Origin of the sequence: Hyphomicrobium denitrificans 1NES1 (genome assembly GCF_000230975.2) — a bacterium.
GTDB lineage: Bacteria > Pseudomonadota > Alphaproteobacteria > Rhizobiales > Hyphomicrobiaceae > Hyphomicrobium_B > Hyphomicrobium_B denitrificans_A.
In genome coordinates this window covers 3,426,743-3,451,143 of sequence record NC_021172.1, presented here as the reverse complement: position 1 = coordinate 3,451,143, position 24,401 = coordinate 3,426,743, and the positions used below count along the sequence as shown (strand labels likewise).

The following is a 24,401-nucleotide window of genomic DNA, read 5'->3' as shown; positions in this document are numbered from 1 at the left end:
TCCTCGTTCATGTGCCGGCGATTGCGTGCGCAAACTCCGCAGCCTCGAACGGCTGCAGATCATCGGCCCCTTCACCGACGCCGATCGCATGCACGGGCAATCCGAACTTGTCCGCGATCGCCACCAGAATGCCGCCGCGCGCGGTACCGTCGAGCTTCGTCATCACCAATCCCGTCACGCCTGCACGGTCGCGAAAAACTTCAACTTGTTGCAGCGCATTTTGCCCCGTCGTCGCGTCCAGCACGAGGATCACGTCGTGTGGAGCAGTCGAATCGAGCTTTTTTAAAACGCGTATGACTTTTTCAAGTTCTTCCATCAAGGCTTGTTTGTTTTGAAGGCGGCCCGCCGTATCGAGCAAAAGCACATCAGCACCAATGCCTTGCGCCTGCTTTAAGGCGTCGAACGCGAGGCCCGACGCATCTTCACCGACCTGGCGCGCGACAACAGGACACCCCGTGCGCTCGCCCCAGACTTTCAATTGATCGATTGCCGCAGCGCGAAAAGTATCGCCCGCCGCCAGCACCACGGCCTTGCCTTCCGCCTTGAACTTCTGCGCGAGCTTGCCGATCGTCGTCGTCTTGCCGGTACCGTTGACACCGACCATCATGATGACATGCGGCTTACGTGAGGCGTCGACCACAAGCGGCTTCGCAACGGGCGTCAGAACCCGCTCGACTTCGGTCGCGAGAATGCCGCGAACCTCGTCCGCCGAGATGCCTTTTTCGAAGCGCCCCTTGCCGATGGCATCCGTGATGCGCCCTGTCGTGGCGATGCCAAGGTCGGCCTGAATAAGCAGGTCCTCAAGATCGTCGAGCGTCGCCGCATCGAGCTTGCGCTTGGAAAAGAGATCCGTGATCCCGGAGGTGAGCTTGGCCGACGTCTTGCCAAGACCTGACTTGAGCTTTTGCAACCATCCGCCAGGCTGAGGCCGAGCGTCGGCCACGGGCGACGATGCGTCCTCAATCGGCTTTTCATCTGGCGAAGGCGCAGGTTGCGAGCCGCCACGAAATCGCGCGAAGAAGCCCTTGCCCTTTTCGCGTTGATTGGTCACGCGCAAACCTCGCCGATCAATCGCGTAGAACTGACACCTGTAACGAGGGTTCGAACGATATCGCCGGCAGCATGGGCGCTCTCGCCAAGCATGTCGACTTCGGCAAACTGCGGCGTGCGCCCCTTGCCGCCGCTTTCGAGCAGGACATCGACGACACGTCCCCTCTGCGCGGCAAGATACGAGGAAAGCACGATCTGCCCCTTCGCCCGAAGCTCGGCCGCGCGTTGCTTGACGATGGCGCCGGGAACTTGCGGCATGCGCGCCGCTGGCGTGCCGCGCCGTGATGAAAACGGAAACACGTGCAGATACGTCAATCCGCATTCGTCAACAATACGATGTGAATTCTCGAACATCTCGTCCGTTTCTGTTGGAAATCCTGCAATGAGATCGGCGCCGAATACGACATCGGGCCGGAGCTTCCGCGCCCGCTCGCAAAAAGCAATGGCATCGGCGCGGCTGTGGCGCCGCTTCATGCGTTTCAGCGTGAGATCGTCGCCCGACTGCATTGATAGATGCAAGTGCGGCATCAGCCGCTCTTCGTCACCGAGCGCGATCATCAGATCGTCATCCGCTTCGACCTGATCGATCGACGAAAGCCTGAGTCGCGCGAGATCCGGCACATGCTTCAAGACCTGCCGCACGAGCTTGCCAAGCGTCGCTATGCCCGGCAGATCGCGTCCGTAGGATGTAATGTCAACACCTGTCAGCACGATTTCAGCATAGCCGTTCTCAACAAGACGGCGCACCTGCGTCACGACCTCGCCTGCCGGTACCGAGCGCGACGGTCCGCGGCCGTAGGGAATAATGCAGAACGTGCAGCGATGGTCGCAGCCGTTTTGAATTGCCACATAGGCGCGCGTGCGCGATCCGAAACCGTCGATCATGTGCGATGCCTGCTCGCGCACGGCCATGATGTCGTTGACCTGAACGCGTGCGCTTGAAGCCGTCGAAAGGCCAACGAATGTTTCTGCACGCATTTTTTCGGCATTGCCGACGACATGATCGACTTCCGGCATATCGGCGAAACGTTGCGCTTCGGTCTGCGCCGCGCAGCCCGTCACGATGATGCGCGCATGGGGCTTGTCACGTCGAAGCCGTCGGATCGTCTGTGCTGCCTGACGCACCGCTTCGCCCGTGACGGCGCAGGTATTGACGATGATCGCATCGTCGAGCCCGGCATCATGCGCGTGCCGACGCATCACCTCGGATTCATAGGCATTGAGCCGGCAACCGAGCGTTATGACTTCGGGTTCAGACATCGGGTGTGTGTGGCACTTTCGTAAAGATGCTGGTTTAGCTGACCGCGATGAAACTTGCTAAACCGGCGCATTAGTTAGTTTCGAGAGATCGATGACGCCCTCGTATTCGAATTCGACGGGCCCAGTCATCAGAATATGATTGTCGTCGTTCCACGCGACGTTGAGCACGCCGCCCGGAAGCGTGACATCGACGGTCCTTCCGGTGAGACGCTTTCGCGCCGCCGACACCGCAGCCGCACAGGCCGCCGAGCCGCAGGCGCGCGTCAGCCCTGCACCCCGTTCCCACGTCTTGAGCCGAAGAGACTGAGGCGACGTCACCTGTGCGAGCGAAATGTTCGCCCGCTCCGGAAAAACCGGATGGCATTCGAGCATCGGCCCAAGACGCGCCAGATCATAAGTCTCGACATCGTCGACCCAGAAAATCGCATGTGGATTGCCGACGTTGACGACGGACGGCGAATGCAAAACGGGATTGTCGATCGGGCCGATCTGCAGCTCTATGGCGCGCGTGTCCCGAAATTCTTCCGCCAACGGGATATCCTGCCAGCCGAACTTCGGCTCGCCCATATCGACGGTGATGGACGTCTGATCCCTGACGACCGTATCGAGCACGCCAGCCCGCGTCTCGACCTTGAAGCGATTTCGGCCGAGATCCTTCGCGAGGACCCAGCCGACGCACCGCATGCCGTTCCCGCAAGCACCCGCCTCCGAGCCGTCAGTATTATAGATGCGAACCAGCGACTCCGTCCCGGACGCCGCTGGCGGATGCAGCACCATCATCTGATCGAAATGCGATTGGGGATCGGCCGCGATCGCCGCCGCTTCCTCGGACGTGAAAACCTTCGAACTGCCACGCAAGTCGACGACGACGATCTCGTTTCCGAGACCGTTCATTTTGACGAAGGGAAGGGGCGGGGCAGAACTCATGGGGCCTTATATGGCGAGAAGCGCACGAATTGACAATTCAGCGTCGGTTCATGGAGAATTATCCAACGAATTGCGCGACCTAGGGATATCCTTGCGGGTAGAACGGAGGCCGCGTCACGGCATTTGCGAACAGAGTGAGCCAGCCCGCCCCTTGATATTCCTATGACGCACATCTCAGTCCGACGCACCCGCCCGCGCCAACGGCCCAACCGGCTGTTATTCCGGATCGCCTTCGCCAGAGCGCGCCCCTGCTACTGCTATGGCTGCATCTGTCTGACGAGGGAAGAAAGGGCTTACGAGCGCCGCGTCTTCAGGATCGCTCACGCCTGGGGCCGCTATTTAAAGAAAGAACGCAGGAGGCAGGCCCTCGAACGGCTTGCCCAAACCTCAGGCTGAATGCACCGCCTGTGACCCCGGCGCATCCCTTTTGGAATTTTCGAAAGGCGCCAGCTTGCCGACCGTAGCAAAAGGGCGCAGAGCTTGCGCCGGCCTATGGGAAATATGGGCAGGTCATGAATTTTTCGGTCCGGGCAACCGCGATACTCGGCTTCGCTGCATTTCTAACTGTTGGAACGGCAAACGCCGCGCTCGCCGACGATCTGCTCTACGCTCTGAAAATCGGCGTCCTGGCCCACGATGTGCCGGACCTTTGGAGCGGCTTTCAAATCGAGCACAGCGCCGCCGATATCAACCTCGAAGCGCAATTCGCCGCCGCCTGGGCGATGCCTTGGGGCGCGATCCGTCCCGTCATCGGCGGCACGATCAACACCCGCGGCGACACCAGCCACGCTTATATCGACGCGCGCTGGCAAGGCGATCTTCCATCCGGAGTCTTCTTCGGGCTCGGCCTCGGCGCTGCCGTCCATGACGGCGAGATCGGTGGCCTTGGCGCTGATCCCGATAAGAAATGGCTCGGATCGCGGGTCCTGTTCCATATTCCGATAGAGATCGGTTACCACCTCGACGCGCACAACGACCTGTCGGTCTATTTCGAGCACACCTCGAATGCCTACACGCAAAAGTATAACGAAGGCCTCGACCGCATCGGCGTCAGGTACGGATACCGGTTCTAGTTCGCTGCTACTCCCTGTCGGGCCAGCTCAGCGCCGATATTGGTCGTCACTGACCTTTTCCATCCACTCGACCGTTTTACCGTCCAGTGCCTCATGAATGGCAAAATGCGTTATTCCCGTCTTGGATGTTGCCCCATGCCAATGCTTCTCGCCCGGCGCAAACCAGACGACGTCGCCCGGCCGGATTTCTTCGACCGGCCCGCCGTCACGCTGCACCCAGCCGCAACCGGCAGTAACGATCAGGGTTTGACCGAGCGGATGGGTGTGCCACGCAGTCCGCGCGCCAGGCTCGAATGTCACGCTGGCGCCGACGACCCTTGCCGGATTTGGCGCCTGGAAGAGCGGATCGATACGGACTGAGCCGGTGAAATAGTCCGCCGATCCTGCCGCTGACGGCTGAGATCCGCTTCGCTTGATGTCCATTGCAATAACCCCTCCCCGAGCTTCGAGTAATTTCGCCGCACCACCCGCCATTCTTACGGGCAGCGTTGGCGTCCGAGACAGGATATGGGCTTCCAGGTTGACTTTAGCAGCACCTTCCCCCATACACCCGCCATTCCGACGGCCCTGACCTCAGAGCCGCCGCCCTGCACATGGGTAACTCCGGGAGGCAGGGGGGTTAACACCCGGCAGCGCGTTGCGCTCCCGGGTGCGTTTGTGCTTTGCGCGGGCGTTCCCACATCACGTCGAGTAGTAGGAAGAACGGCAAACAAGGCTGAATGTTTCAATCGCTCTCAGATCGCCTTTCCGGCGTCCTCGACAAGCTCACCCGCCGCGGCGCTCTGACCGAGAGTGACGTCGTCGAGGCGATGCGCGAGGTTCGCCGCGCCCTTCTCGAGGCTGATGTTGCACTCGATGTCGTCAAGGACTTCACCGAGAAGGTGAAGACGAAAGCCGTCGGCGCAGAGGTGCTGCGCTCCGTTACGCCCGGCCAGATGGTCGTCAAGATCGTCAACGACGAACTCGTCGCGATGCTCGGCTCCGACGCCCAGCCGATCGACCTGCACGCGGCGCCGCCGGTCGGCATCCTGATGGTCGGCCTGCAAGGCTCCGGTAAGACGACGACGACCGCCAAGATCGCCTATCGCCTGACGAATCGCGATCGCAAGAAAGTTTTGATGGCGTCGCTCGACACGCGCCGACCCGCCGCACAAGAACAGCTCCGCGTGCTGGGCGAGCAGACGAACGTCGCAACCCTCCCCATCATTGCCGGACAGACGCCGCTGCAGATCGCGCGTCGCGCCGAAGATGCAGCAAAGCTCGGCGGCTACGACGTCATCATCTACGACACCGCCGGCCGCGTCACCGTCGACGAAGAGCTGATGGACGAAGTCCGCGACGTCAAAGCCGCGATCCATCCGCATGAAACTTTGCTTGTCGCCGACTCCCTGACTGGCCAGGACGCCGTCAACACGGCGAAAGCCTTCGATGGCCGCATCGGCGTCACCGGCATCGTGCTGACACGCGCCGACGGCGACGGCCGTGGCGGCGCCGCACTGTCGATGCGCGCCGTCACCGGCAAACCGATCAAGCTCATCGGCGTCGGCGAAAAGTGGGACGCGCTCGAAGACTTCCATCCGGGCCGCATTGCCTCCCGAATTCTCGGCATGGGCGACGTCGTCTCGCTCGTCGAGAAGGCCGCGCAGACGATCGACGTCGAGAAGGCGACGAAGATCGCGGAGAAGATGAAGAAGGGGTCGTTCGACCTCGAAGATCTCTCCGAACAATTGAAGCAGATGCAGAAGCTCGGCGGCATGGGCGGTGTGCTCGGCATGTTGCCGGGTGTCGCCAAGATCAAGGGCCAGATCAACGAGGCCGGCCTCGATAAAAGCCTCGCGCATCAGCGCGCCATTATCTCGTCGATGACGCCGAAGGAGCGCCGCAATCCGAAGGTGCTCGACGCCAAGCGCAAACGCCGTATCGCCTCGGGTTCGGGCACCAAGGTCGAGGACATCAACAAGCTTCTGAAGATGCACCGCCAGATGGCGGATATGATGAAGACGATGGGCCGCAACGGCGGCATGCTGAACAAATTTCTTGGCCGCACGGGCGGTGGTCCGTCCGAAGCCGAACTCCAATCCATGCAAGCAGAACTCGCAAAGCTCGACCCGAAAGCACTCGAACAGCTTCCGGCCGATCTCAAAGAGCAGATCGCCAAGGGCACGGCCGGCGTTTCCGGCAGCTCCTTGCCCGGTCTCGGTCGAGGTCTACCGGGCCTTGGCGGCGGTCTTCCGAAAGGTCTGCCGGGTTTGGGTGGTGGAATGCCGAAATTCCCGGGGCTCCCCGGAAAGAAACGATGACTTCTCAAAACACACTTTTTCGAACGCATAGGAGAACGGAAACATGTCGGTAAAGATTCGCCTCTCGCGCGGCGGCGCCAAGAAGCGGCCCTACTATTACGTGGTTGTCGCCCATAGCGTGAGCCCGCGTGACGGCCGCTACATCGAGCAGATCGGCACGTTCGATCCGATGCTGAAGAAGGATGACCCGAACCGCGTGAAGCTCAACGACGAGCGCGTGAAGCATTGGCTCGGTGTCGGCGCTCAGCCGACGGATCGCGTGCTGCGCTTGCTTGACGCGAAGGGCCTCGCCAAGCGGACACCATCCAACAATCCGGAAAAGGCCAAGCCGAAGAAGAAGGCCCAGGAACGCGCCGCCGCGGCCGCCGAAAAGGCGAAGGCTGCAGAGGGCGCGCAGGGCGACGCCGCTTAAACCATTAACGTCAAGCCAATTTCCAAAGCCTTCCGCGCATCTGCTCGGGAGGCTTTGTGTTGCCGATCTCACTGGCCCGAGATTTGGACCCGACCAAAAGCTGTATTTGAAATGATACAAATCCGTAAGGGCCATGTACGCGGACGGACTCTACGAGATCGTTTTACACCGGCAGAGGCAACCGATCGGTTCGGAGGGCCACGCGCTCCTGGTTTGTCGATCCGGCCGTCTGTTCGGAGCAGACGCCCGCGGACGGATCTACAAGGGGCGGCTTCGCCTTTATGCCAAGCACACCGTCCGAAAAGGGTTCCTCGACGCAATCTACGAGACGCCGCCGAGAGTGAAGCCTCGCTGCGGAACGACCGTGGATATGCAGAGCATCGTTTCGATCTCCGGCGAGATCGACCCAACGGCGCGAAGCCAGCACACCAAAATTCTCATCGGACGCAAGACCGTCGCTGTGAAGATAACGTATCTCGGCCCCTTGCCGTAACGGCCCAGGCGCGGCATCAGAACCCGATGGCAAAAGACGAACAGACCCGCCGTGTGTTGCTCGGCGAAATCTCCGGCGTGCACGGCATTCGCGGTGACATCCTAGTGCGGACCTATACGGCAACGCCCGAAGCAATCGCGGGCTATGGGCCGCTGACCGACGCGACGGGGGCACGCGCATTCTCGCTCACCGTCGTTCGCGTAACGGACAAAGGCGTGGTCGCGCGCATCGCAGGAATTTCGGATCGGACAACCGCAGAGGCTTTGCGCGGCACGAAGCTCTTCGTTGCACGCACCCGGTTGCCGGAAACGGACACGTCCGAATTCTACCACGCCGATCTGATCGGCCTCGAAGCTCTCGCCGAAGACGGCGCGCATTTGGGCGAGATCGTTTCCGTTCAAAACTTCGGCGCCGGCGATCTTCTCGAATTGAAGCCGCTTGCAGGTTCGAGCGAATTCATTCCCTTTGAGGATCAATGGGTGCCGCAGATCGACCTCATGACACGCACCGTCATCATCAAACGGCCACCCTCGACGGGCGATGAAAACGAGGACGCCGAGCCCGGCGAACCGGATCGGGACTGAGTTAAACTGGCTGACCGCGTGCGAGCTTCGGAAGCTCACCCGTCAGCCCGGCGGCCTCGGCAAGGATCAACTTCTTGACGCTCGCGACGTGATCGAGCGCTCCGAGCGCAGCACCCCGGCCCGCCCGAATCACGATGTCGTCAACGCCAAAGACACGATTGAGCCCGTCGTAGACCGAAGCCGACATGAGCGAATCGAACCGCCGCCAGCGCTGATAGATTTCGAGATGCGGTCCAGCGCCGATATCGAGCCCAAGCCGCGCGGCATCGGCGATCACCTCGATAAGAGCCGCCGCATCACGAAAAGCGAGATTGACGCCTTGCCCCGCGATCGGATGAACGCCATGCGCCGCATCGCCGATCAACGCGAAACGGGACGCGACCAGCTCGCGCGGAATGACGATATCGAGCGGCCACGACTGCCGCGGACCATCGAGAGCGATCGACCCGAAACGCCCGCCAATCCTGAGATCGAGTTCCGCAAGAAAGCCATCGTCATCGAGCGCCATGACGCGCGCCGCTTCTTCGCGCGCCGCACTCCACGTGATGCATGCGCGATTGCCCTTGAGAGGCAGGATCGCAAACGGCCCACCGGGCAGGAAGTGTTGAATCGCGACGCCGTTATGCGGTTCGCTGAACTTGACCGTCGTTACAATACCAGTCTGATCATAGGAGCGCCGAAGCGTCTTGATCCCGGCCGCATCGCGGAGTTTCGATGTCTTGCCGTCGGCCGCAACGACGAGTGACGCGCTGATAAGCGAACCATCGCGAAGCGCGACTTCCGCCGCGTGCTCGCCGAGTGTCAAACTCTCAGCTTCCGCGGGCGCGATCCAAGTCACGGACGGTTCGTCTTTAATCGAATTGAAGAGCGCCGCGCTTAAAACCGCAGCAGGAACCATGTAGGCAGCAGGTTCGCCCTCGTCAGTCAGCGCGTCATACGTGAGACGGGTTGGCCTAATGCCATCGGACAAAGCCGAATCCGAAATCTCGATCGACGTCATCGGCTGAGCTTCGGATGCAATGGCCTCCCAGACGCCGAGGCTCTGAAGCACAGCTTTGGCACCGGCCCAAATCGCAAACGCCCGGGTATCGTTCGGCACAGCGCTACGAGGAGCCGCCCGGTCAATGATGGCGATGCGCAAGTCCGGACCCAGCGCCTGCACCAGCCCCCGCACAAAAGCGAGCCCGGCGAAGCTGCCGCCCGCGACCGCGATATCGAATTTCTGTGCTGTTTTCCGGCCGTTCATCGCGCGGCATTACCCCAACTTGCTTTTCAGGCTATGCGTGAGAACTTAGGCCGCCCGATGCCTGATTGTCTGCGCCTGTCTGCACCTTTAGCAAACGATCCGAGAAATCTCCCTATGACAGCTATGTCCGCGGCTCCCACGGCTCTTGAGAACTTGATCGCGACGCTGACACCGGAGCCGCTGGAGGACAACCTATTCCGCGGCCCCCGCTCCAACGAAGGCTGGCAGCGCGTCTATGGCGGCCTCGTGCTCGGTCAGTCGCTTGCCGCAGCCGCATTAACCGTCGATCCGGCGCGGCCGATCCACTCGCTCCATGGCTACTTTCTTCTCGCTGGCGACCCCGAACGGGAGATCATTTACGACGTCGAGCGCATCCGCGACGGTGGGAGTTTTACGACGCGGCGCGTGCGCGCCATCCAGCATGGCCGTGCCATTTTCTCGATGAGCGCCTCGTTTCATAAGGCCGAAGACGGCTACGATCACCAATCGACGATGCCGGACATGCCGCCGCCGGAATCGCTCCCGAGCGCCAAGGAGCTGATGAGCGGCGTAATGGCCAACTTGCCCGAAAACATGCGCACCTACTGGCGCCGCGAGCACCCGATCGACGTACGCATCGTCGATGCCTCGCGCTATGCGAGCCGCAAACCGCAAACGCCCGCCCAAGCAATCTGGCTGCGTGCCAACGGCAGGCTGCCGGACAGCCCGCATCTCAACCAAGCCATTCTCGCCTATGCCTCGGACTTTACGCTTCTCGACACGGCGCTGATCGCGCACGGCAAGGTCCTGTTCGACAGCGACATCCAGCTCGCGAGCCTCGATCATGCGATGTGGTTCCATCGCCCGTTCCGGGCCGACGACTGGCTGCTCTACGTCCAAGACAGCCCGAGTGCCTCCGGTGCGCGAGGCTACTGTCGCGGCGCCATCTTCGATCGGCAAGGCCGCCTCGTTGCGTCGACCGTACAGGAAGGCTTGATGCGGCCGCGAGAAACCGCCTTTCAGATTAAATAGTAGGCAAACATTATTCAGTGCACAAATTTTATGCGTATTGATCGAGCGCAGATGTTGTCCAGCAAGCGCCTGATCAAATTTTATCTCAAATAATCAATGCGTTGAGCACCAGCGTCCAAATTGGCACGCGTCTTGACTCCTCTTTTCGACATCTTCGCCGCGGCGTGGCGGCGAGCAGGCTCGCGAGACATCCGGTTGGAGAGGAGAGGGCGCACCCATGAAGCTCATCACTGCTGTCATTAAGCCGTTCAAGCTCGAGGAGGTCCGTTCGGCTTTAACGGATCTTGGTCTCGAGGGCATGACGGTGACCGAAGTCAAAGGCTACGGGCGCCAGAAGGGCCACACCGAAATCTACCGCGGCGCCGAGTACGCCGTCAGTTTCCTGCCAAAAATCAAGATCGAGGTCGTCGTGCCCGCCGCCCAGGTGGACAAGGCCATCGCGGCCATCCAGCGCTCCGCCAAGACCGGACAAATCGGCGACGGCAAAATCTTCGTGTCCTCCATCGAGCACACCGTTCGCATCCGTACCGGCGAATCCGACAACGACGCGCTCTAGGCGAATTTTCAAACCCGACTTCGTTTTCCTTCAATCAGGGAGCACACAACATGGAGTTTCGAACTTTAGCGCAGTACGCGGGGGTCCTGGGAGCCCTCGGCGCGACGGCGCTTCTTATCGATCCGGCACTCGCCCAGACCGCGGCTCCAACGCCGCCCGTGCCGAATAAGGCGGACACGGCATTCATGTATATCGCGTCCATCCTCGTGCTGCTGATGACCGTTCCCGGTCTGGCGCTTTTCTACGGCGGACTCGTGCGAACCAAGAACATGCTGTCGATGTTCATGCAGGTTCTCGCGACGCTCTGCCTCGTCGCGCTCATCTGGGTGTTCTACGGCTACTCATTGGCCTTCACGAACGGCGGCGCGCTCAATGATTTCGTCGGCGGCTTCTCGAAAGCCTTTTTGCGGGGCGTGAATGCGAATAGCGTCGCCGGAACATTCTCCAATGGCGTCTACATTCCGGAATACGTCTACATCGTCTTCCAGATGACCTTCGCCTGCATTACGCCAGCCCTGATCCTCGGTGCCGTTGCCGAGCGCTTGAAATTCTCCGCCATGCTTCTGTTCATGGCGCTTTGGGTGACCTTCATCTATTTCCCGATTGCGCACATGGTCTGGTACTGGGGTGGCCCGGATGCTTTCGGAAACGCCGCAAAGGCCCTCGCCGCGGCAACTTCCGACACGAAGGCCCAGGCGCAAGCTGCCTTCGACGCCGTCATGAACGACGCTGGCATTTCCTTCAAATGGGGCGCGCTTGACTTCGCCGGCGGCACCGTCGTGCACATCAATGCCGGTATCGCGGGCTTGGTAGGTGCGCTGATTCTCGGCAAGCGCATCGGCTACGGAAAAGAGGCGATGCCGCCGCACTCGCTGGTCAACTGCATGATCGGTGCTGCCCTTCTGTGGGTCGGTTGGTTCGGCTTCAACGTCGGTTCGGGCCTTGAGGCGAACCAGTTTGCGGGGCAAGTGTTCATCAACACCTTCATCGCAACCGCAGCTGCGGCTCTGTCCTGGATGATCGTCGAATGGATCTCTAAGGGTAAACCCTCGGCCCTCGGCCTCGCCTCGGGCGTTGTGGCGGGTCTTGTCGCGATCACACCGGCCTGCGGTTTTTCCGGCGTGATGGGATCGATCGTGCTCGGCTTGGTCGTCAGCCCGATCTGTTTCCTCTTCTGCTCGGCGATCAAAGGTGCTCTCGGCTATGACGACAGCTTGGACGTCTTCGGCGTCCACTGCATCGGCGGCATCGTCGGCGCGCTGGCAACCGGTCTGCTGGTCAACCCCGACTGGGGTGGCGCCGGCATTGCCGATTACGTATCGAAGCCTGGCGAAATGGTTGCTGGCACTTACGACATGGCGGCGCAGATGCTGGCGCAGTTCAAGGCGGTGTGCATGACCCTCGTGTGGAGCGGCATCGGTTCGGCGATCCTCTTCAAGCTGGTTGACATCGTCGTCGGCCTCCGTCCGTCGGAAGACCGAGAGCGCGAAGGACTCGACATCACCGATCACGGTGAAAGCGCTTACCACTACTGAGGACCAAGATCACTCGCGGCTCGGGCGAGCTGCGAGTGATTCACCCACCGTCTCCCGAGCACGAGTCTCCACCCGGACGTGCTCAACTTGGCCCGGCACAGACCTGCTGCCGGGCCTTTTTATGGCGCCCTCAAATTTCGATGATGATTTCGCTCCGGCGCGTTGCAGCTTGAAGCACGCGCAGTAAATCGCCGCCGCGTAACGCGACACATCCCTCTGTCGGGAGAAAGCCCGGTCGCGCAAGATGTATGAAGATAGCGCTGCCGCGATTTCTGATGCGCGGCACGTCATTGTAGCCGAGTACGATAATGATATCGTACACGGCATCCTCGCGCCAAAGGCGTTCCGCGCTTTTCGGATAAGGGAGCGAGACGAACCGATTGTAATTTCGATCGGACGGAGTGTCACACCAGCCGTCGGTTCTGCGGAGCCGGCGCAGCATGAGCGCCGTCCTTGGGCGAGTGCCTCTATCTGAATTATAGACAACGCCGCGTAGGCGAAACCTTCCCCGCGGCGTTGCCATATCTCCTTCGCGCTTAAGCGCTTTGACGCCGCCCCGCCCAAGCGCGCACGGTACGCGAAAAGGCCCGAACACGAGGTATCCCCGTTGCGACGCGGCGTTCAATGCCCGGACAACGAGCTTTGCCGACGACCGACGTCGTTGTATCGGCGCTGCTGGCAACATGGGGAACCACCCATTCCTCTTGTCTGTTTGCCACCAAAGCCTATGTTGCCCCAGCGCGCGATGCTAGTCTTCTGCGCCTCTTATGCTGTCCAATCATGCTGGAGCCATTCTCCATGAGCACGGCCCGAAAGGTCCTCCTCGTCGATGACGATGATGATTTGCGTACATCCTTAAAAGATCAGCTCGTGCTGCACGACGAATTCGAGGTCTATGAAGCCGGCACCGCGAGCAAGGGCATGGAGGCCGCACGAAACGGACGTTTCGATCTGGTGGTCTTCGATGTGGGATTGCCCGACATGGATGGTCGCGAGGCCGTGAAGCTCTTGCGCAAGTCCGGCTACAAGACACCCATCGTGATGCTGACCGGAAATACATCAGATGCCGATCAGATCCTGGGGCTTGATGCGGGCGCCAACGACTACGTTTTGAAACCATTCAAATTCGCAGTGCTTCTGGCACGAATTCGCGCGCAGCTCCGCCAGCACGAGCAAAGCGAGGATGCCGTCTTCGCGATCGGCCCGTACACGTTCAAGCCGGCATCCAAACTTTTGATCGACCAGTCGGGAAGCAAGATTCGTCTGACCGAGAAAGAAACATCGATTCTCAAATACCTCTATCGCTCGGGCGACAAGGTCGTTTCGCGCGATGTGCTTCTTCACGAAGTCTGGGGCTACAACGCCGGCGTTACGACTCACACGCTTGAAACGCACATCTACAGGTTGCGTCAGAAAATCGAAAAAGACCCGTCAAACGCCGAGCTTTTGATCACCGAAAGCGGCGGCTACAAACTGGCGCCTTAAAACAAGAAACAGCGCTCCGTTGCATCGTTCCACCCATCCACAGGCACATGCCTGTTGGCTTGCGTATCGATGTTCAGTGATAGCGAGACTCGTGTATTAGAAGGTGTTGCTGCCTGCACCGGCGGCATGGGCGCGTCGCATATCGGTCCCGTTATGAACTGTTTATCTTGCGAATTGGACCGATGGCCATCGACGCCCTCGTCAGACCGTTTTTGTCGTTACCGCTCTTTCGCGATCTCAAGCCGCTGCAGATCAGCGAAATCGCCCGCCATGCGGAACGCATCGTCTATCGTAACGGGGATGTCATCGCAGCAGAGGGTCAATCGGCCGACGCTGCAATTCTGATCGTCTCCGGAACTTGCGTTCGACGCGCCGTCGATCGGAAGAAAACCCGCGACGAATTTCTGCCCGAAGGATCGCTGGTTGCAGAACTCGCAATGCTGATCGAAGTCATCCATCCGACAACAATCGTTGCACGAGATCAAGTCAAAGCATTGAAAATCGCTCGTGAGAGGATGCACGAGTTGATGCAGCAGGATGTCGATATGGCGGCGCACTTTTCGTCGCTTATTCTGAAGCGCCTGCACACGCTAGCCGACGACTTGCTCGCCGTCGATTCATTGCTGTCAGGCTCCGTGACCGCTACGAAAGCATTAAATTCGCGACTTGCTTTTAAGCAAAGCGGAGGCGCGCGCGCTGTGCCATGAATGCGCCCGCTCTCAAAAATCCCGGACCATGGGATGGGCCAGAAAAGAGTGCGCCCAGTCCCGGGGGGAGGGACTGGGCGCGATGCGCTTTACGCGCTCGGTACCGGGAGGGAAACCGATACCAGAGGCGGCGTCTTCGGCTAGACGGGGGGCACTACCGAATACAGGGTGACGCCACCTGCATGTCTGTAAGTTAAGCGCAAAGCCTGAAAATTCAATAGAGGCCGCGCAAGCCCTTCACGAAAATGTGAAGTGGCGGCTAACAATATCCACAGGTTGCGCATTGCCTCGGGGCAAATACGCAACACACTGATTCACCACGGAAATCGTCAATTCGGCGTCGTACGATGCGGTCCAAGTGCTTGAATTTTAAACAAATTACTATCTAGGTCGTCGCTTTTTTCAAGTCCCGAGAGCTCGACACGCGTGTTCAGCCCCTGCGCGTCGGTGGTCACCCATTCTTTCAATTCCATGCTCGGCTTGGTCGCCAGGTAGAGCTTGATCTTCCCCGGCGCGTCGGGATCCTTGTCCTCAAGCCCCAGCACGATCAGATCGTCGGCCTGCTGGACTTCCGTGATCTTTGCGTCCCGCAGGAGATCGACGTCCTTGCGCAGCAACATGCGGAACGGCGTCTGATCGAGCGACACACGGTCCTCATTGTTCAAGTCGAGATCTTGGATGGCGAGGTTTTCACCGTCCGAAACGATGATCTGCTTAGAAGGCAGCGCATAGTCGAAACGGAAACGGCCGGGCCGTTTGACAAAAAACTTGCCCTTCATGCGCTTGTTGTCGGGATCGATTTGGACAAACGCGCCCTTCAAACCCTGGACCGCTCCAAAATAGTCGCTGACCTGCTTCACAAGCTTTGTTTGCTCGGCATCCAGCACGACGGAGCCATCGTTTTTCGCCGGCTCGACTTGCCCAGTCCAGCCTTTGACAGACGGGTCACTCTTCGTGGCAATCGGATTTGCAATCATGTCGGTCGGACCGTCCGCATCCTGGCCGAACGCCTGACTTCCAAACGCAACCATGAAAGCTGCTGCAGCCGCCAAGAGGCGCTGGAAATCCCTCATATGTCTCCCCATCGCGCGGCCCCCCAAGGCCCCGAAGCCCCACGGCTCCATTCGCAGATTACTCGTTTCAACAAAGATTGCGTCCAGAACTTGGCGAATCGCTCCAGCTTATGGGTAAAGCGCACGCCGTGGGGATCGCAAGCGCCCGAGATAGCACTGGGGAGAATGAGTTATGCTCAGATGTTATGCAGCGGCATCTGCGCCACTCCCGCGTGGCATCAGAATTTCGCGTTTGCCGACGCCGTTCGCAGCGGAAATCAGTCCCTCCCGCTCCATGCGCTCGATCAGATCCGCAGCGCGGTTGTAACCGATCGAAAGACGGCGCTGGATGTAGCTCGTCGAGGCTTTGCCGTCGCGCATGACGATAGCCACGGCGCGATCATAAAGATCTTCTTCCCCGGTCCCCGAGCCGCCGTGCGCGGGCTCTGATGGCGGAGGCACGTCCGTGATGCCTTCGATATATTTTGGAGCGCCTTCTTGCCTCAACACGTCGGCGAACGCGACGACTTCCTCGTCCGATACGTAGGCGCCGTGCACGCGCACGCATTGCCCCGCGCCCGTCGAATAGAGCATGTCGCCCTGGCCAAGAAGCTGTTCAGCGCCCTGCTCGTTCAAGATCGTGCGGCTGTCGATTTTCGACGTGACTTTGAACGAAACCCGCGTCGGGAAATTGGCCTTGATGGTGCCGGTGATGATGTCAACGGATGGGCGTTGCGTTGCCATGATCAGATGGATGCCCGCCGCGCGCGCCATCTGTGCGAGACGCTGAACCGACGCCTCGACTTCTTTGCCCGCAACGATCATCAGATCGGCGAACTCGTCGACAATCAGAACGATACGCGGCAGCGGTTCGAGATCCATTTTCTGCGTCTCGAAACGAGCTTGCCCAGATTTGTCGAAACCCGTCTGTACGCGCCGCGACAGAATTTCGCCGCGCTTCTTGGCGTTGCGCACGCGATTGTTGAACACGTCAATGTTACGAACCGAGAGAGCCGCCATCTGCTTGTAGCGCTCTTCCATTTCGCGCACGGCCCAATTCAACGCGGCGACCGCCTTATGTGGGTCGGTAATGACGGGCGTCAGGAGATGCGGGATACCGTTATAAACCGAAAGCTCCAGCATCTTCGGATCGATCATCAGCAAACGGCAGTCGTCGGGCGAATGCCGGTAAAGCAGCGACAGCACCATCGCATTGATGCCGACCGATTTGCCCGAGCCCGTCGTACCGGCAACGAGAAGATGCGGCATGCGCGCGAGATCGGCGACAACGGGTTCGCCGCCAATCGATTTGCCAAGCCCGATCGGTAGCGTCAGAGAATCCGATTTGAACGAATCGGCTTCAAGAATTTCGCGCAGCAAAACGGTTTCGCGTCGCGCGTTCGGCAATTCGAGTCCGATGGCGTTGCGCCCCGGAACGACGGCGGCGCGCACGCTCGCGAGACTCATCGAACGCGCAATATCCTCCGCCAAACCGATGACTCGCGACGACTTCGTACCGCGCGATGGTTCGAATTCATAAAGCGTCACGACAGGGCCCGGCCGAATGTCTTTGACCTCGCCCTTGACGCCGAAGTCGGCGAGCACGTCCTCCAATAACCGCGCATTGCCGCGCATGACCGTTTGCGACAGCTCTGGACTCGGCTTCGCAGCCGACGGTCGCTTGAAGACGTTGAGCGACGGACGCTTCCACTGCGGAGCCACGCGGTTTCGCAGGCCACCAAGCAGGCCGCCCGTGAGCTTCGGCGCCGAAGCAGCCTCGGAAGGCGGAGGAGTCGCAGCGCCGGTCGGCTGCGGCGACGGAGAATGCGGTGCTACTCGAACCTTGCTCGATGCCGGAGCAAAGCGCGCCGCAATCGCGCGGCTTGAATTTTCGATGTTGTCATCGAAGGCGTAGATTGGATCGACCGCGTCATCGACGGGAGCTTCCTCGACACCGCGCGGCGCAGCGAGCGCAGCACCCAGGCGCTCCGGATCAGACATCGCCATGGGCATCGCAAGTGTGTGAGCAGCAAACTGCCGTGCACCGCCATCGTGGGGTTCGCATTGCGAGCGACCGAAATCATCGGCAGCATGGACAAGGCTCGGTTCCGCTGGTTGAAGCGTGCCAAAGGCTTCGAGCGATGTATAAGCGTGCTGATCGTCGGCCTTGGATCCGCGAAGTCGTGCCCATAAGCCGGTAGCAGTCGTCGCCGCAAGTACCGGCGCCGATCTGATGATCTCGCCGCGCGGTTCCGTCATGGCATGACGGAAAGCGGCACCAAACGATTTGAAGGCCGCCCGAACCATGGCTTCCGCTTCGAATCCGATTGCCTTGCCGGACATCTGGACTGCCGCCGCAGCAAGAACGAGCCCCGCAGCAACAGGCGCACGTTCATCATTGAGAACGCTGAAGACCTTGGTTGCCAGATGCAGCAGAGAATCACCGAGCAGCCCGCCGTAACCGTGTCGCAGCGGCCAGCCTTCGAAAACAGGAAGCGCCGAGATGGAACCGGCAACGGTCAGAATGGAAATTGGATAAAAGCCGAGCTTCGAGCGCCCGCTCACGACGTGCTCGGTACGGAGCAATTCGATGCTCCAGACGAACGGCGCAATCAGCGCCACCACTGCCGCGAACCCCAGCGTCTGAAACAAGAGGTCGGAAATGATCGCGCCCACGGGCCCGACAAAGTTCCGGGCTTGCACGGTTGTCGTATGGGTGAGGCTCGGATCGAGCACCGACCAGGATGCAAGGCTCGCCCAGACAAGAAGCGTCGACGCAAGCAGCAAGGCGCCGCCAAAGCGGCCCAGCCAGCCTAAAAGCCGGTCCTCCAACGACTGCGGCAGCAGTCTCCGAGGATCGATCCCTCTCGTATCGAGCGACATCTCAGCGAACGTACTTCTTTGACGCAGCACGGAAATCGTGCGTTCGAGCGATTTTTGGATCGTCGCAAGACTTTGCCTCCGCTACGCACATGCACGCCGGGGTCAGTCTCGGATCGATGCCAAAGGCCGCCTCGGTAACCTTGACGCCTGGGGGTTTCGATAAGGTTACCGGTCACTCTTCTTCGCCACTAATAGGCTCACATCGAGCCCATGGATGGGCTTCGAGAACGGCAAGTGCCGATCGAAGAAGGTGCTGAGTAGGCTAAGAGTGTCGTTGGAGTATGGGCGGACTCGGCAGCGCGGTCCGCCCAAGAGTTTTGCGTCGTCGTTTATCCCATACGGAAGACGGCGCCTGCGACCGACATCGGCCGCTCGCGCACCGCGTTGCCGTCATTGCCGGACTTCACGATCCAGCGGCCGTTTGCGGCTCGCCCCGTGATCATGCCGACGTGATGCGGCCAGACGACCACAGCACCCACCTGCGGACCGCTGGCCCGACCGTAGTGCCGCCAATTGGCTGCCAGGTTGTATTCCGGGCCACCGCCAAGCTGGGTACGCATCCACCAACCGCACCAGGCGCGCGGACGACCACCGAGCGCCGCATAGCGGCGGCCGCTAGACGTGTGCCGCTGGGCATAATGACGGGTCGCCCGCTGCCGATAGGCATATCTGCTGTAGGAATGCCGGCGGTGCGCGTACCTCCCGTACGAACCGCGGTATGCGTTCCTTGTGTATCGGTGGCCCCACCGCTGCGAATAACTACGGTTCGAATACCGTTTCTTCGCTGACCAATTCGCATGTGTGCGCTCAATCCGATGACTCTTGTAGCCGTTGTACGGATGAGCTTCGACCGACGGAACACCGACAACAATTGCCAGCAGTGCCGCCATTGCGAACAAGCTCAATCGCATGGTTACTCTCCTCACTTGCCTTCACAAACGGCGCGCATCGAGCGGTGTAATGCGAAGGAAACAAGAGAGGATTCGCCGCGCGACATATCGTCGTCGGCGCGTGCAACTGGCACGCGTAAGGATATTTATCGCGGTTTTTTCGCAGCTTAATGGAAATTAATCAGCAGACAGATGATCCGATCGCTACCAATAAGCGAAAAAATTGTGAAGATTGCGAACAGAATCGCCCATTCTGTGATCGCTTTTGTTTCTGATTCACATGCCTATTTGATCAAAGATGGTGTGGCGATGTTCCGCATTCGCGTGCCGCGAAATCAGCCATTTCAGTTTTTCGAGGAACCTTAATGGAATATCGGCGGCTCGGCGCATCCGGATTGAATGTTCCACTTATTTCTCTCGGTGCGGCAACGTTCGGAGGTACGAGCGAGTTCTTCCGGGCCTGGGGATCAACCGATATCGCGGCAGCACGCCGTATGGTTGACGTCTGTCTCGACGCGGGCATCACGATGTTCGACACGGCCGATGTCTATTCGAATGGCGCCTCTGAAGAAATTCTAGGCGAAGCGTTGAAGGGCCGCCGCGACAGGGCTCTGATCTCCACGAAGGCAACATTCCGTTTCGGCAGCGACCCCAACGATGTCGGCTCGTCGCGATTCCATCTCCTTAGATCATGCGACGACGCGTTGAAGCGCTTGCAGACGGATCACATCGACATTTTTCAGCTCCACGGCTTCGACGCCATGACGCCGCCCGAGGAAGTGCTCTCCACTCTGGACCAGTTGGTGCGTGCGGGAAAGATCCGCTACGTCGGCGTTTCGAACTTCTCCGGCTGGCACCTGATGAAATCCCTCGCCGTCGCAGAGCGCTACGGCTATCCGCGCTATGTCGCCAACCAGACATATTATTCGCTGATCGGCCGCGACTATGAATGGGAACTGATGCCGCTCGGACTGGATCAAGGCGTCGGCGCGCTGATCTGGAGTCCCCTCGGCTGGGGGCGTTTGACCGGTAAGATCCGCCGCGGTCAGCCGCTGCCCGAAACGAGCCGCCTTCACAAGACCGCCGACAAAGGACCACCCGTTGATAACGAGCGTCTTTTCCGCGTCGTCGATGCACTCGATGATATCGCGAAAGAGACCGGCAAATCCGTGCCCCAGATCGCACTCAACTGGTTGTTCCATCGCCCGACGGTCTCAAGCGTCATCATCGGCACGCGTGACGAAAAACAGCTCAAGGATAATCTAGGCGCCATCGGCTGGCATCTGACGCCGGAGCAAATCGCGAAGCTCGACGCCGCCAGCAAAACGACAAAACCCTACCCCTATTGGCATCAGTCCGGCTTCGGCGAACGCAACCCGTCGCCAGTCTAAGACGAGCTAAAAAATCAGAAGCGGGCCAATGGCCAAGGTCGTCATAAGCTTGTCATGGGGCTCGCGTGTCTATTGGCGGCATCCGCCGAAGAGACGCCATGGGACGAAACATGATCGACGAACAGGATAAGCGCAACGGCGTGGCAGCTCGCATTGAAGCCGAAATTGCCGACAGCTTCGATGAAGAACTCGAGATGGAACTGGACGACGATCGCCTGCAGCAGCTCATCGACGGCAGGGAGCAGACAGACGATGACGGCCTGCTCGACCGGAAATTCTATTTCCAAGAGTTGTTCCGTCTGCAGCGCGAGCTGATCAAGTTGCAGGACTGGGTCGTAACCCAGAAACTGAAAGTCGTCGTCCTCTTCGAAGGCCGCGACGCCGCGGGCAAAGGCGGTGTTATCAAACGCATTACACAACGGCTCAATCCGCGCGTCGTGCGCGTGGTAGCGCTGCCGGCACCGAGCGAACGCGAGCGCTCGCAATGGTACTTTCAACGCTATGTTCCGCATCTGCCGACGGGCGGCGAAATGGTGCTCTTCGACCGCTCCTGGTACAACCGCGCCGGCGTCGAGCGCGTGATGGGCTTCTGTTCGGAATCGGATGTCGAGGAATTTTTCCGAACCGTGCCTGAGTTCGAAAAGATGCTCGCGCGTTCCGGCATCACGCTCATCAAGTATTGGTTTTCGATCTCCGACGACGAACAGCACCTGCGCTTTCAGATGCGCATCCACGATCCGATCAAGCAATGGAAGCTGTCCCCGATGGATCTCGAATCCAGGCGACGCTGGGAAGCCTACACCAAAGCCAAAGAAGCGATGCTCGAGCGCACGCATATCCCCGAGGCGCCGTGGTGGATCGTGCACGCCGACGACAAGAAGCGGGCGCGGCTCAACTGCATCAGCCACCTGCTGACGCAAATTCCGTACGAGGAAGTTCCGCGCGCACCTGTCATCCTTCCCGATCGCGTGCACAATCCCGATTATCTCCGCGAACCGGTGCCGGACGACATGTACGTCCCTGCCATTTATTAAGCCATACTGAATCCGGCGGGCTGCACATCGCCCGCCGAACATCGCGTGCCTAAAGACGTCCTAGACGGACGTCGTCTTCCGGATTGGCACTGATCTTGTGAATCGAAATATCGGCGCCGCGTCGTTCCTCATCCGGCGACAAGCGCAACCCGAACGCTGAATGGACGACCCAGTAGACGATCGTTCCGGCGACAAACCCAAACGCGGCCCCGAGAACCGATCCAACCAATTGTGATTGGAACGTAACGCCGCCCATGCCCCCCAGCGCCGCCAGACCGAAGATGCCGCACGCGATGCCGCCCCATAGACCGCACAATCCGTGCAGCGCCCAGACGCCGAGAACATCATCAATCCGCCACTTATTGGTCGAGACCTGAAACATCGTGACGAACAAGCCGCCGGCGATTGCGCCAGTAAGGAAAGCACCGATCGGGTGCATGACATCAGAACCGGCACATATTGCGACCAACCCGGCCAAGGCGCCGTTATGTACAAAACCCGGATCGTTTCGGCCCGCGAGCAGCGCCGCAAGGATGCCTCCGCACATCGCCATCAGCGAATTGATAGCGACCAATCCCGATTCGGCTCTGAGATTTTGCGCGCTCATGACGTTAAAGCCGAACCAGCCGATGCACAGCAACCACGAGCCCATCGCAAGCCACGGAATCGAAGACGGTGGCGGGCTCATGGGCCGCGAACGATCGTATCGCCCGATACGAGGCCCGAGTTGGCGGATCGCTGCAAACGCTGCCCATCCGCCGAAGGCATGCACGACGATCGAACCCGCGAAGTCCTTGAACGGCGCTCCGAGGATTGATGCGAAGAGATGATCCTGAAGTCCGAAGTTCCTATTCCACACCGTACCTTCGATCAGCGGATACGCGAGACCGACCATCAGAGCCGTCGCGGCGCATTGCGGCAGAAACCGTGCCCGCTCGGCGATACCGCCGGAAATGATCGCCGGGACCGCCGCCGCGAACGTCGCAAGGAAGAAGAATTTGACGAGCTCGTATCCTTGCCCGGCACTGATCGTCTGAGCCGCAGCAAAAAAAGTGATGCCGTAAGACAGCGTGTATCCGATTGCGAAGTAGACCGTCGTCGAGATCGCGAAGTCGACGAGAATTTTTACAAGTGCATTGACCTGATTTTTATGCCGGACCGTTCCGACTTCGAGAAACGCGAACCCTCCGTGCATCGCGAACACGAGGATCGCACCCACCAAAAGGAAAAAGACGTCAGCACCTTGCTGCTGTTCCACCCCAAGCCCCCTGCCTGTTTTTTATGCTCGGCTCTGAAGCAACAGTCCGAATACGAGGCTGTCGGCCGAAGCCGCAGGCAGGGTGATCAAGAATTATGCCAAGCAACAAATTCGTAAGATATGTCCGCGAGATCAAAAACTTGCGCGAAATACGACGTCGCAATCGCCAAGCGTCGCGCCCACAAAATCGGCAAAACGCGCTTATTCTTGCCTAACTCGCAGGCACGGCGGTGAAGGTTGTGCGGAAAACAGCTCTCAGCGAATGCGCCGCGGATTCATATAGAGGTCCGCTTCCTGACGCTGAATGTCGGGTTTTATACGCCCGTCGTGGATGTCTCGAGCAAGAGCTTTCACATGGCGCCGGGCCTGGCGATTGAAAACGATCAAGCCTGTGAACAGCTTCATCACTTGAATGAGACGCGGATCGGCGTGATCGCCACGCACCTTGCAGCGCCATTTGCCGCCGATCGTCAGAACCGCACCGTCGATGTGGCCGACATGATCGCCATGCTGGTCGATGAGTGTGTAGTCGCCGCCAAGATTGATGAAATCCCGGCGGAACCGATAGAATTTCGGCTCACCGCCCTCCATCAGAAAGAACGAGAAGTTCTCAGGTAACAGTGGCCACTTATGCGCCGAACGTTCGAGATAGACGAGATAATCATCTTCGCTCGTATTGATCGAATACGTCGTCACCGGAAGGCCGTGGGCGGCGAGCGTTTGTTGAATCGAACGGCCGAGCATCATGTCCATGCTCGCCTTCCAGTTCAGAGTTTCCGAGAACAGCTTGAAAACAAGCCGTTTGTCCATGCCGGATGTGTCCTTCCAGAGTTCCTTGCGATACCCGAGGACGCCGGTACGCACGCCGTTCTCGACGACCTCGGCAAAGATATCCATATCCGTCGTGAATTGGCGCGACTTGCCGCGATTACGCTCGCGCTTCCAGGGACCGAACTCAATCGCGTTAAAGTTCGTGATCCAAACGTGAACCTCGAAGTCATGCCACGTCTTGCGGGCATCATTGACTGCGCTTTTTTCCGCTTTCGCAAGTTTGGAGACGGCCGCTTTCGCGTCTTTGCTCTGCTCCAGAATTTCCGCCCGCGTATCGCGAGCAGCCTCCGCTGCGGACGCGTTGGCCTCAGCTTCGATCGGATCTTTCTTCTGAGCAGACGCGGTCATGTGGAGCCCCTATCGCGTGCCGGCCCATATACGCAGCCGAATCAGCGAGGGAGCCTAGCATCACGTTTCAGGATC

Annotated in this window: 23 protein-coding genes; 12 read left to right on the top strand and 11 right to left on the bottom strand. The window is 59.7% G+C overall.

From position 1 onward, the window contains the following. Positions 1-7 precede the first annotated feature (7 nt). The 3 genes from ftsY to dapF are packed head-to-tail and all read right to left on the bottom strand — an operon-like array spanning position 8 to position 3,237. Entirely contained in the window at positions 8-1,051 is a 1,044-nt protein-coding gene (ftsY, locus tag HYPDE_RS16510; RefSeq protein WP_041321451.1) for a signal recognition particle-docking protein FtsY, read from the bottom strand. Continuing rightward, positions 1,048-2,310, bottom strand: coding sequence for a tRNA (N(6)-L-threonylcarbamoyladenosine(37)-C(2))-methylthiotransferase MtaB (gene mtaB, locus HYPDE_RS16505; protein WP_015599672.1), 1,263 nt, complete (start codon positions 2,308-2,310; stop codon positions 1,048-1,050). The genes ftsY and mtaB overlap by 4 nt, the downstream gene beginning before the upstream one ends. A 57-nt stretch (positions 2,311-2,367) precedes the next feature. Next, positions 2,368-3,237 (bottom strand): diaminopimelate epimerase, encoded by an 870-nt coding sequence (gene dapF / locus HYPDE_RS16500; RefSeq protein ID WP_015599671.1) that lies wholly within the window; start codon positions 3,235-3,237, stop codon positions 2,368-2,370. Between the two features lie 512 nt (positions 3,238-3,749). Between dapF and HYPDE_RS16495 the strand changes: the two genes are divergently transcribed. After that, positions 3,750-4,310: an acyloxyacyl hydrolase gene (locus HYPDE_RS16495; RefSeq protein ID WP_015599669.1), complete on the top strand. Its 561-nt coding sequence runs from the start codon at positions 3,750-3,752 to the stop codon at positions 4,308-4,310. 27 nt (positions 4,311-4,337) lie between these two features. Here the strand turns inward: HYPDE_RS16495 and HYPDE_RS16490 are convergent, their stop codons facing one another. Next, positions 4,338-4,733 carry a (R)-mandelonitrile lyase gene (locus HYPDE_RS16490; RefSeq protein ID WP_015599668.1) on the bottom strand — a complete coding sequence of 132 codons (396 nt, stop codon included), beginning with the start codon at positions 4,731-4,733 and terminating at the stop codon, positions 4,338-4,340. Between the two features lie 296 nt (positions 4,734-5,029). Here HYPDE_RS16490 and ffh point away from each other — a divergent pair, with 296 nt between their 5' ends. From ffh to rimM, 4 genes are all read left to right on the top strand, one after another. Continuing rightward, the gene (gene ffh / locus HYPDE_RS16485; RefSeq protein WP_015599667.1) at positions 5,030-6,610 is read left to right on the top strand and encodes a signal recognition particle protein; all 1,581 of its coding nucleotides are present in this window, start codon (positions 5,030-5,032) and stop codon (positions 6,608-6,610) included. 43 nt (positions 6,611-6,653) lie between these two features. Further along, positions 6,654-7,022 carry a 30S ribosomal protein S16 gene (gene rpsP / locus HYPDE_RS16480; protein ID WP_015599666.1) on the top strand — a complete coding sequence of 123 codons (369 nt, stop codon included), beginning with the start codon at positions 6,654-6,656 and terminating at the stop codon, positions 7,020-7,022. Positions 7,023-7,155: 133 nt separating this feature from the next. Beyond that, the gene (locus HYPDE_RS16475; protein WP_015599665.1) at positions 7,156-7,515 is read left to right on the top strand and encodes a hypothetical protein; all 360 of its coding nucleotides are present in this window, start codon (positions 7,156-7,158) and stop codon (positions 7,513-7,515) included. Positions 7,516-7,541: 26 nt separating this feature from the next. After that, positions 7,542-8,099: a ribosome maturation factor RimM gene (rimM, locus tag HYPDE_RS16470; protein ID WP_015599664.1), complete on the top strand. Its 558-nt coding sequence runs from the start codon at positions 7,542-7,544 to the stop codon at positions 8,097-8,099. Between the two features lies 1 nt (position 8,100). Here the strand turns inward: rimM and HYPDE_RS16465 are convergent, their stop codons facing one another. Beyond that, the gene (locus tag HYPDE_RS16465; RefSeq protein ID WP_015599663.1) at positions 8,101-9,345 is read right to left on the bottom strand and encodes an FAD-dependent monooxygenase; all 1,245 of its coding nucleotides are present in this window, start codon (positions 9,343-9,345) and stop codon (positions 8,101-8,103) included. 114 nt (positions 9,346-9,459) lie between these two features. Here HYPDE_RS16465 and tesB point away from each other — a divergent pair, with 114 nt between their 5' ends. The 3 genes from tesB to HYPDE_RS16450 all read left to right on the top strand — a co-directional run bounded on the left by tesB (position 9,460) and on the right by HYPDE_RS16450 (position 12,447). Then, complete coding sequence (gene tesB, locus HYPDE_RS16460; protein ID WP_041320594.1) at positions 9,460-10,356, top strand: acyl-CoA thioesterase II; 897 nt, start codon at positions 9,460-9,462, stop codon at positions 10,354-10,356. 217 nt (positions 10,357-10,573) lie between these two features. Then, positions 10,574-10,912, top strand: coding sequence for a P-II family nitrogen regulator (locus tag HYPDE_RS16455; protein WP_015599661.1), 339 nt, complete (start codon positions 10,574-10,576; stop codon positions 10,910-10,912). A 50-nt stretch (positions 10,913-10,962) separates the two neighbouring features. Beyond that, positions 10,963-12,447 (top strand): ammonium transporter, encoded by a 1,485-nt coding sequence (locus HYPDE_RS16450; RefSeq protein WP_015599660.1) that lies wholly within the window; start codon positions 10,963-10,965, stop codon positions 12,445-12,447. A 130-nt stretch (positions 12,448-12,577) separates the two neighbouring features. On the opposite strand, the gene HYPDE_RS16445 is transcribed toward HYPDE_RS16450, so the two are convergent. Continuing rightward, positions 12,578-13,132, bottom strand: a complete 555-nt coding sequence (locus HYPDE_RS16445; protein ID WP_015599659.1) for a L,D-transpeptidase family protein — start codon at positions 13,130-13,132, stop codon at positions 12,578-12,580. A 113-nt stretch (positions 13,133-13,245) separates the two neighbouring features. Between HYPDE_RS16445 and HYPDE_RS16440 the strand changes: the two genes are divergently transcribed. Both HYPDE_RS16440 and HYPDE_RS16435 read left to right on the top strand, forming a co-directional pair. Beyond that, complete coding sequence (locus HYPDE_RS16440; RefSeq protein WP_015599658.1) at positions 13,246-13,932, top strand: response regulator transcription factor; 687 nt, start codon at positions 13,246-13,248, stop codon at positions 13,930-13,932. A 182-nt stretch (positions 13,933-14,114) separates the two neighbouring features. Next, positions 14,115-14,639: a cyclic nucleotide-binding domain-containing protein gene (locus tag HYPDE_RS16435; RefSeq protein ID WP_015599657.1), complete on the top strand. Its 525-nt coding sequence runs from the start codon at positions 14,115-14,117 to the stop codon at positions 14,637-14,639. Positions 14,640-14,968: 329 nt separating this feature from the next. Here HYPDE_RS16435 and HYPDE_RS16430 read toward each other — a convergent pair whose 3' ends face one another. The 3 genes from HYPDE_RS16430 to HYPDE_RS19425 form a co-directional block, all read right to left on the bottom strand. After that, entirely contained in the window at positions 14,969-15,724 is a 756-nt protein-coding gene (locus tag HYPDE_RS16430; protein WP_041321450.1) for a LolA family protein, read from the bottom strand. A gap of 171 nt (positions 15,725-15,895) precedes the next feature. Continuing rightward, complete coding sequence (locus tag HYPDE_RS16425; protein ID WP_015599655.1) at positions 15,896-18,574, bottom strand: DNA translocase FtsK; 2,679 nt, start codon at positions 18,572-18,574, stop codon at positions 15,896-15,898. 329 nt (positions 18,575-18,903) lie between these two features. Next, the gene (locus HYPDE_RS19425; protein WP_015599654.1) at positions 18,904-19,485 is read right to left on the bottom strand and encodes a hypothetical protein; all 582 of its coding nucleotides are present in this window, start codon (positions 19,483-19,485) and stop codon (positions 18,904-18,906) included. A gap of 344 nt (positions 19,486-19,829) precedes the next feature. Here HYPDE_RS19425 and HYPDE_RS16415 point away from each other — a divergent pair, with 344 nt between their 5' ends. Then, positions 19,830-20,855, top strand: coding sequence for an aldo/keto reductase (locus tag HYPDE_RS16415; RefSeq protein ID WP_015599653.1), 1,026 nt, complete (start codon positions 19,830-19,832; stop codon positions 20,853-20,855). A gap of 98 nt (positions 20,856-20,953) precedes the next feature. Beyond that, a complete protein-coding gene (gene ppk2, locus HYPDE_RS16410; protein ID WP_015599652.1) occupies positions 20,954-21,889 on the top strand; it encodes a polyphosphate kinase 2 in 936 nt (311 codons plus the stop codon). Positions 21,890-21,938: 49 nt separating this feature from the next. Here ppk2 and HYPDE_RS16405 read toward each other — a convergent pair whose 3' ends face one another. Both HYPDE_RS16405 and HYPDE_RS16400 read right to left on the bottom strand, forming a co-directional pair. Then, on the bottom strand, positions 21,939-23,147 hold the full coding sequence (locus HYPDE_RS16405) for an ammonium transporter (protein WP_015599651.1): 1,209 nt from the start codon (positions 23,145-23,147) through the stop codon (positions 21,939-21,941). Positions 23,148-23,402: 255 nt separating this feature from the next. Continuing rightward, complete coding sequence (locus HYPDE_RS16400; protein ID WP_015599650.1) at positions 23,403-24,326, bottom strand: hypothetical protein; 924 nt, start codon at positions 24,324-24,326, stop codon at positions 23,403-23,405. Positions 24,327-24,401 lie beyond the last annotated feature (75 nt).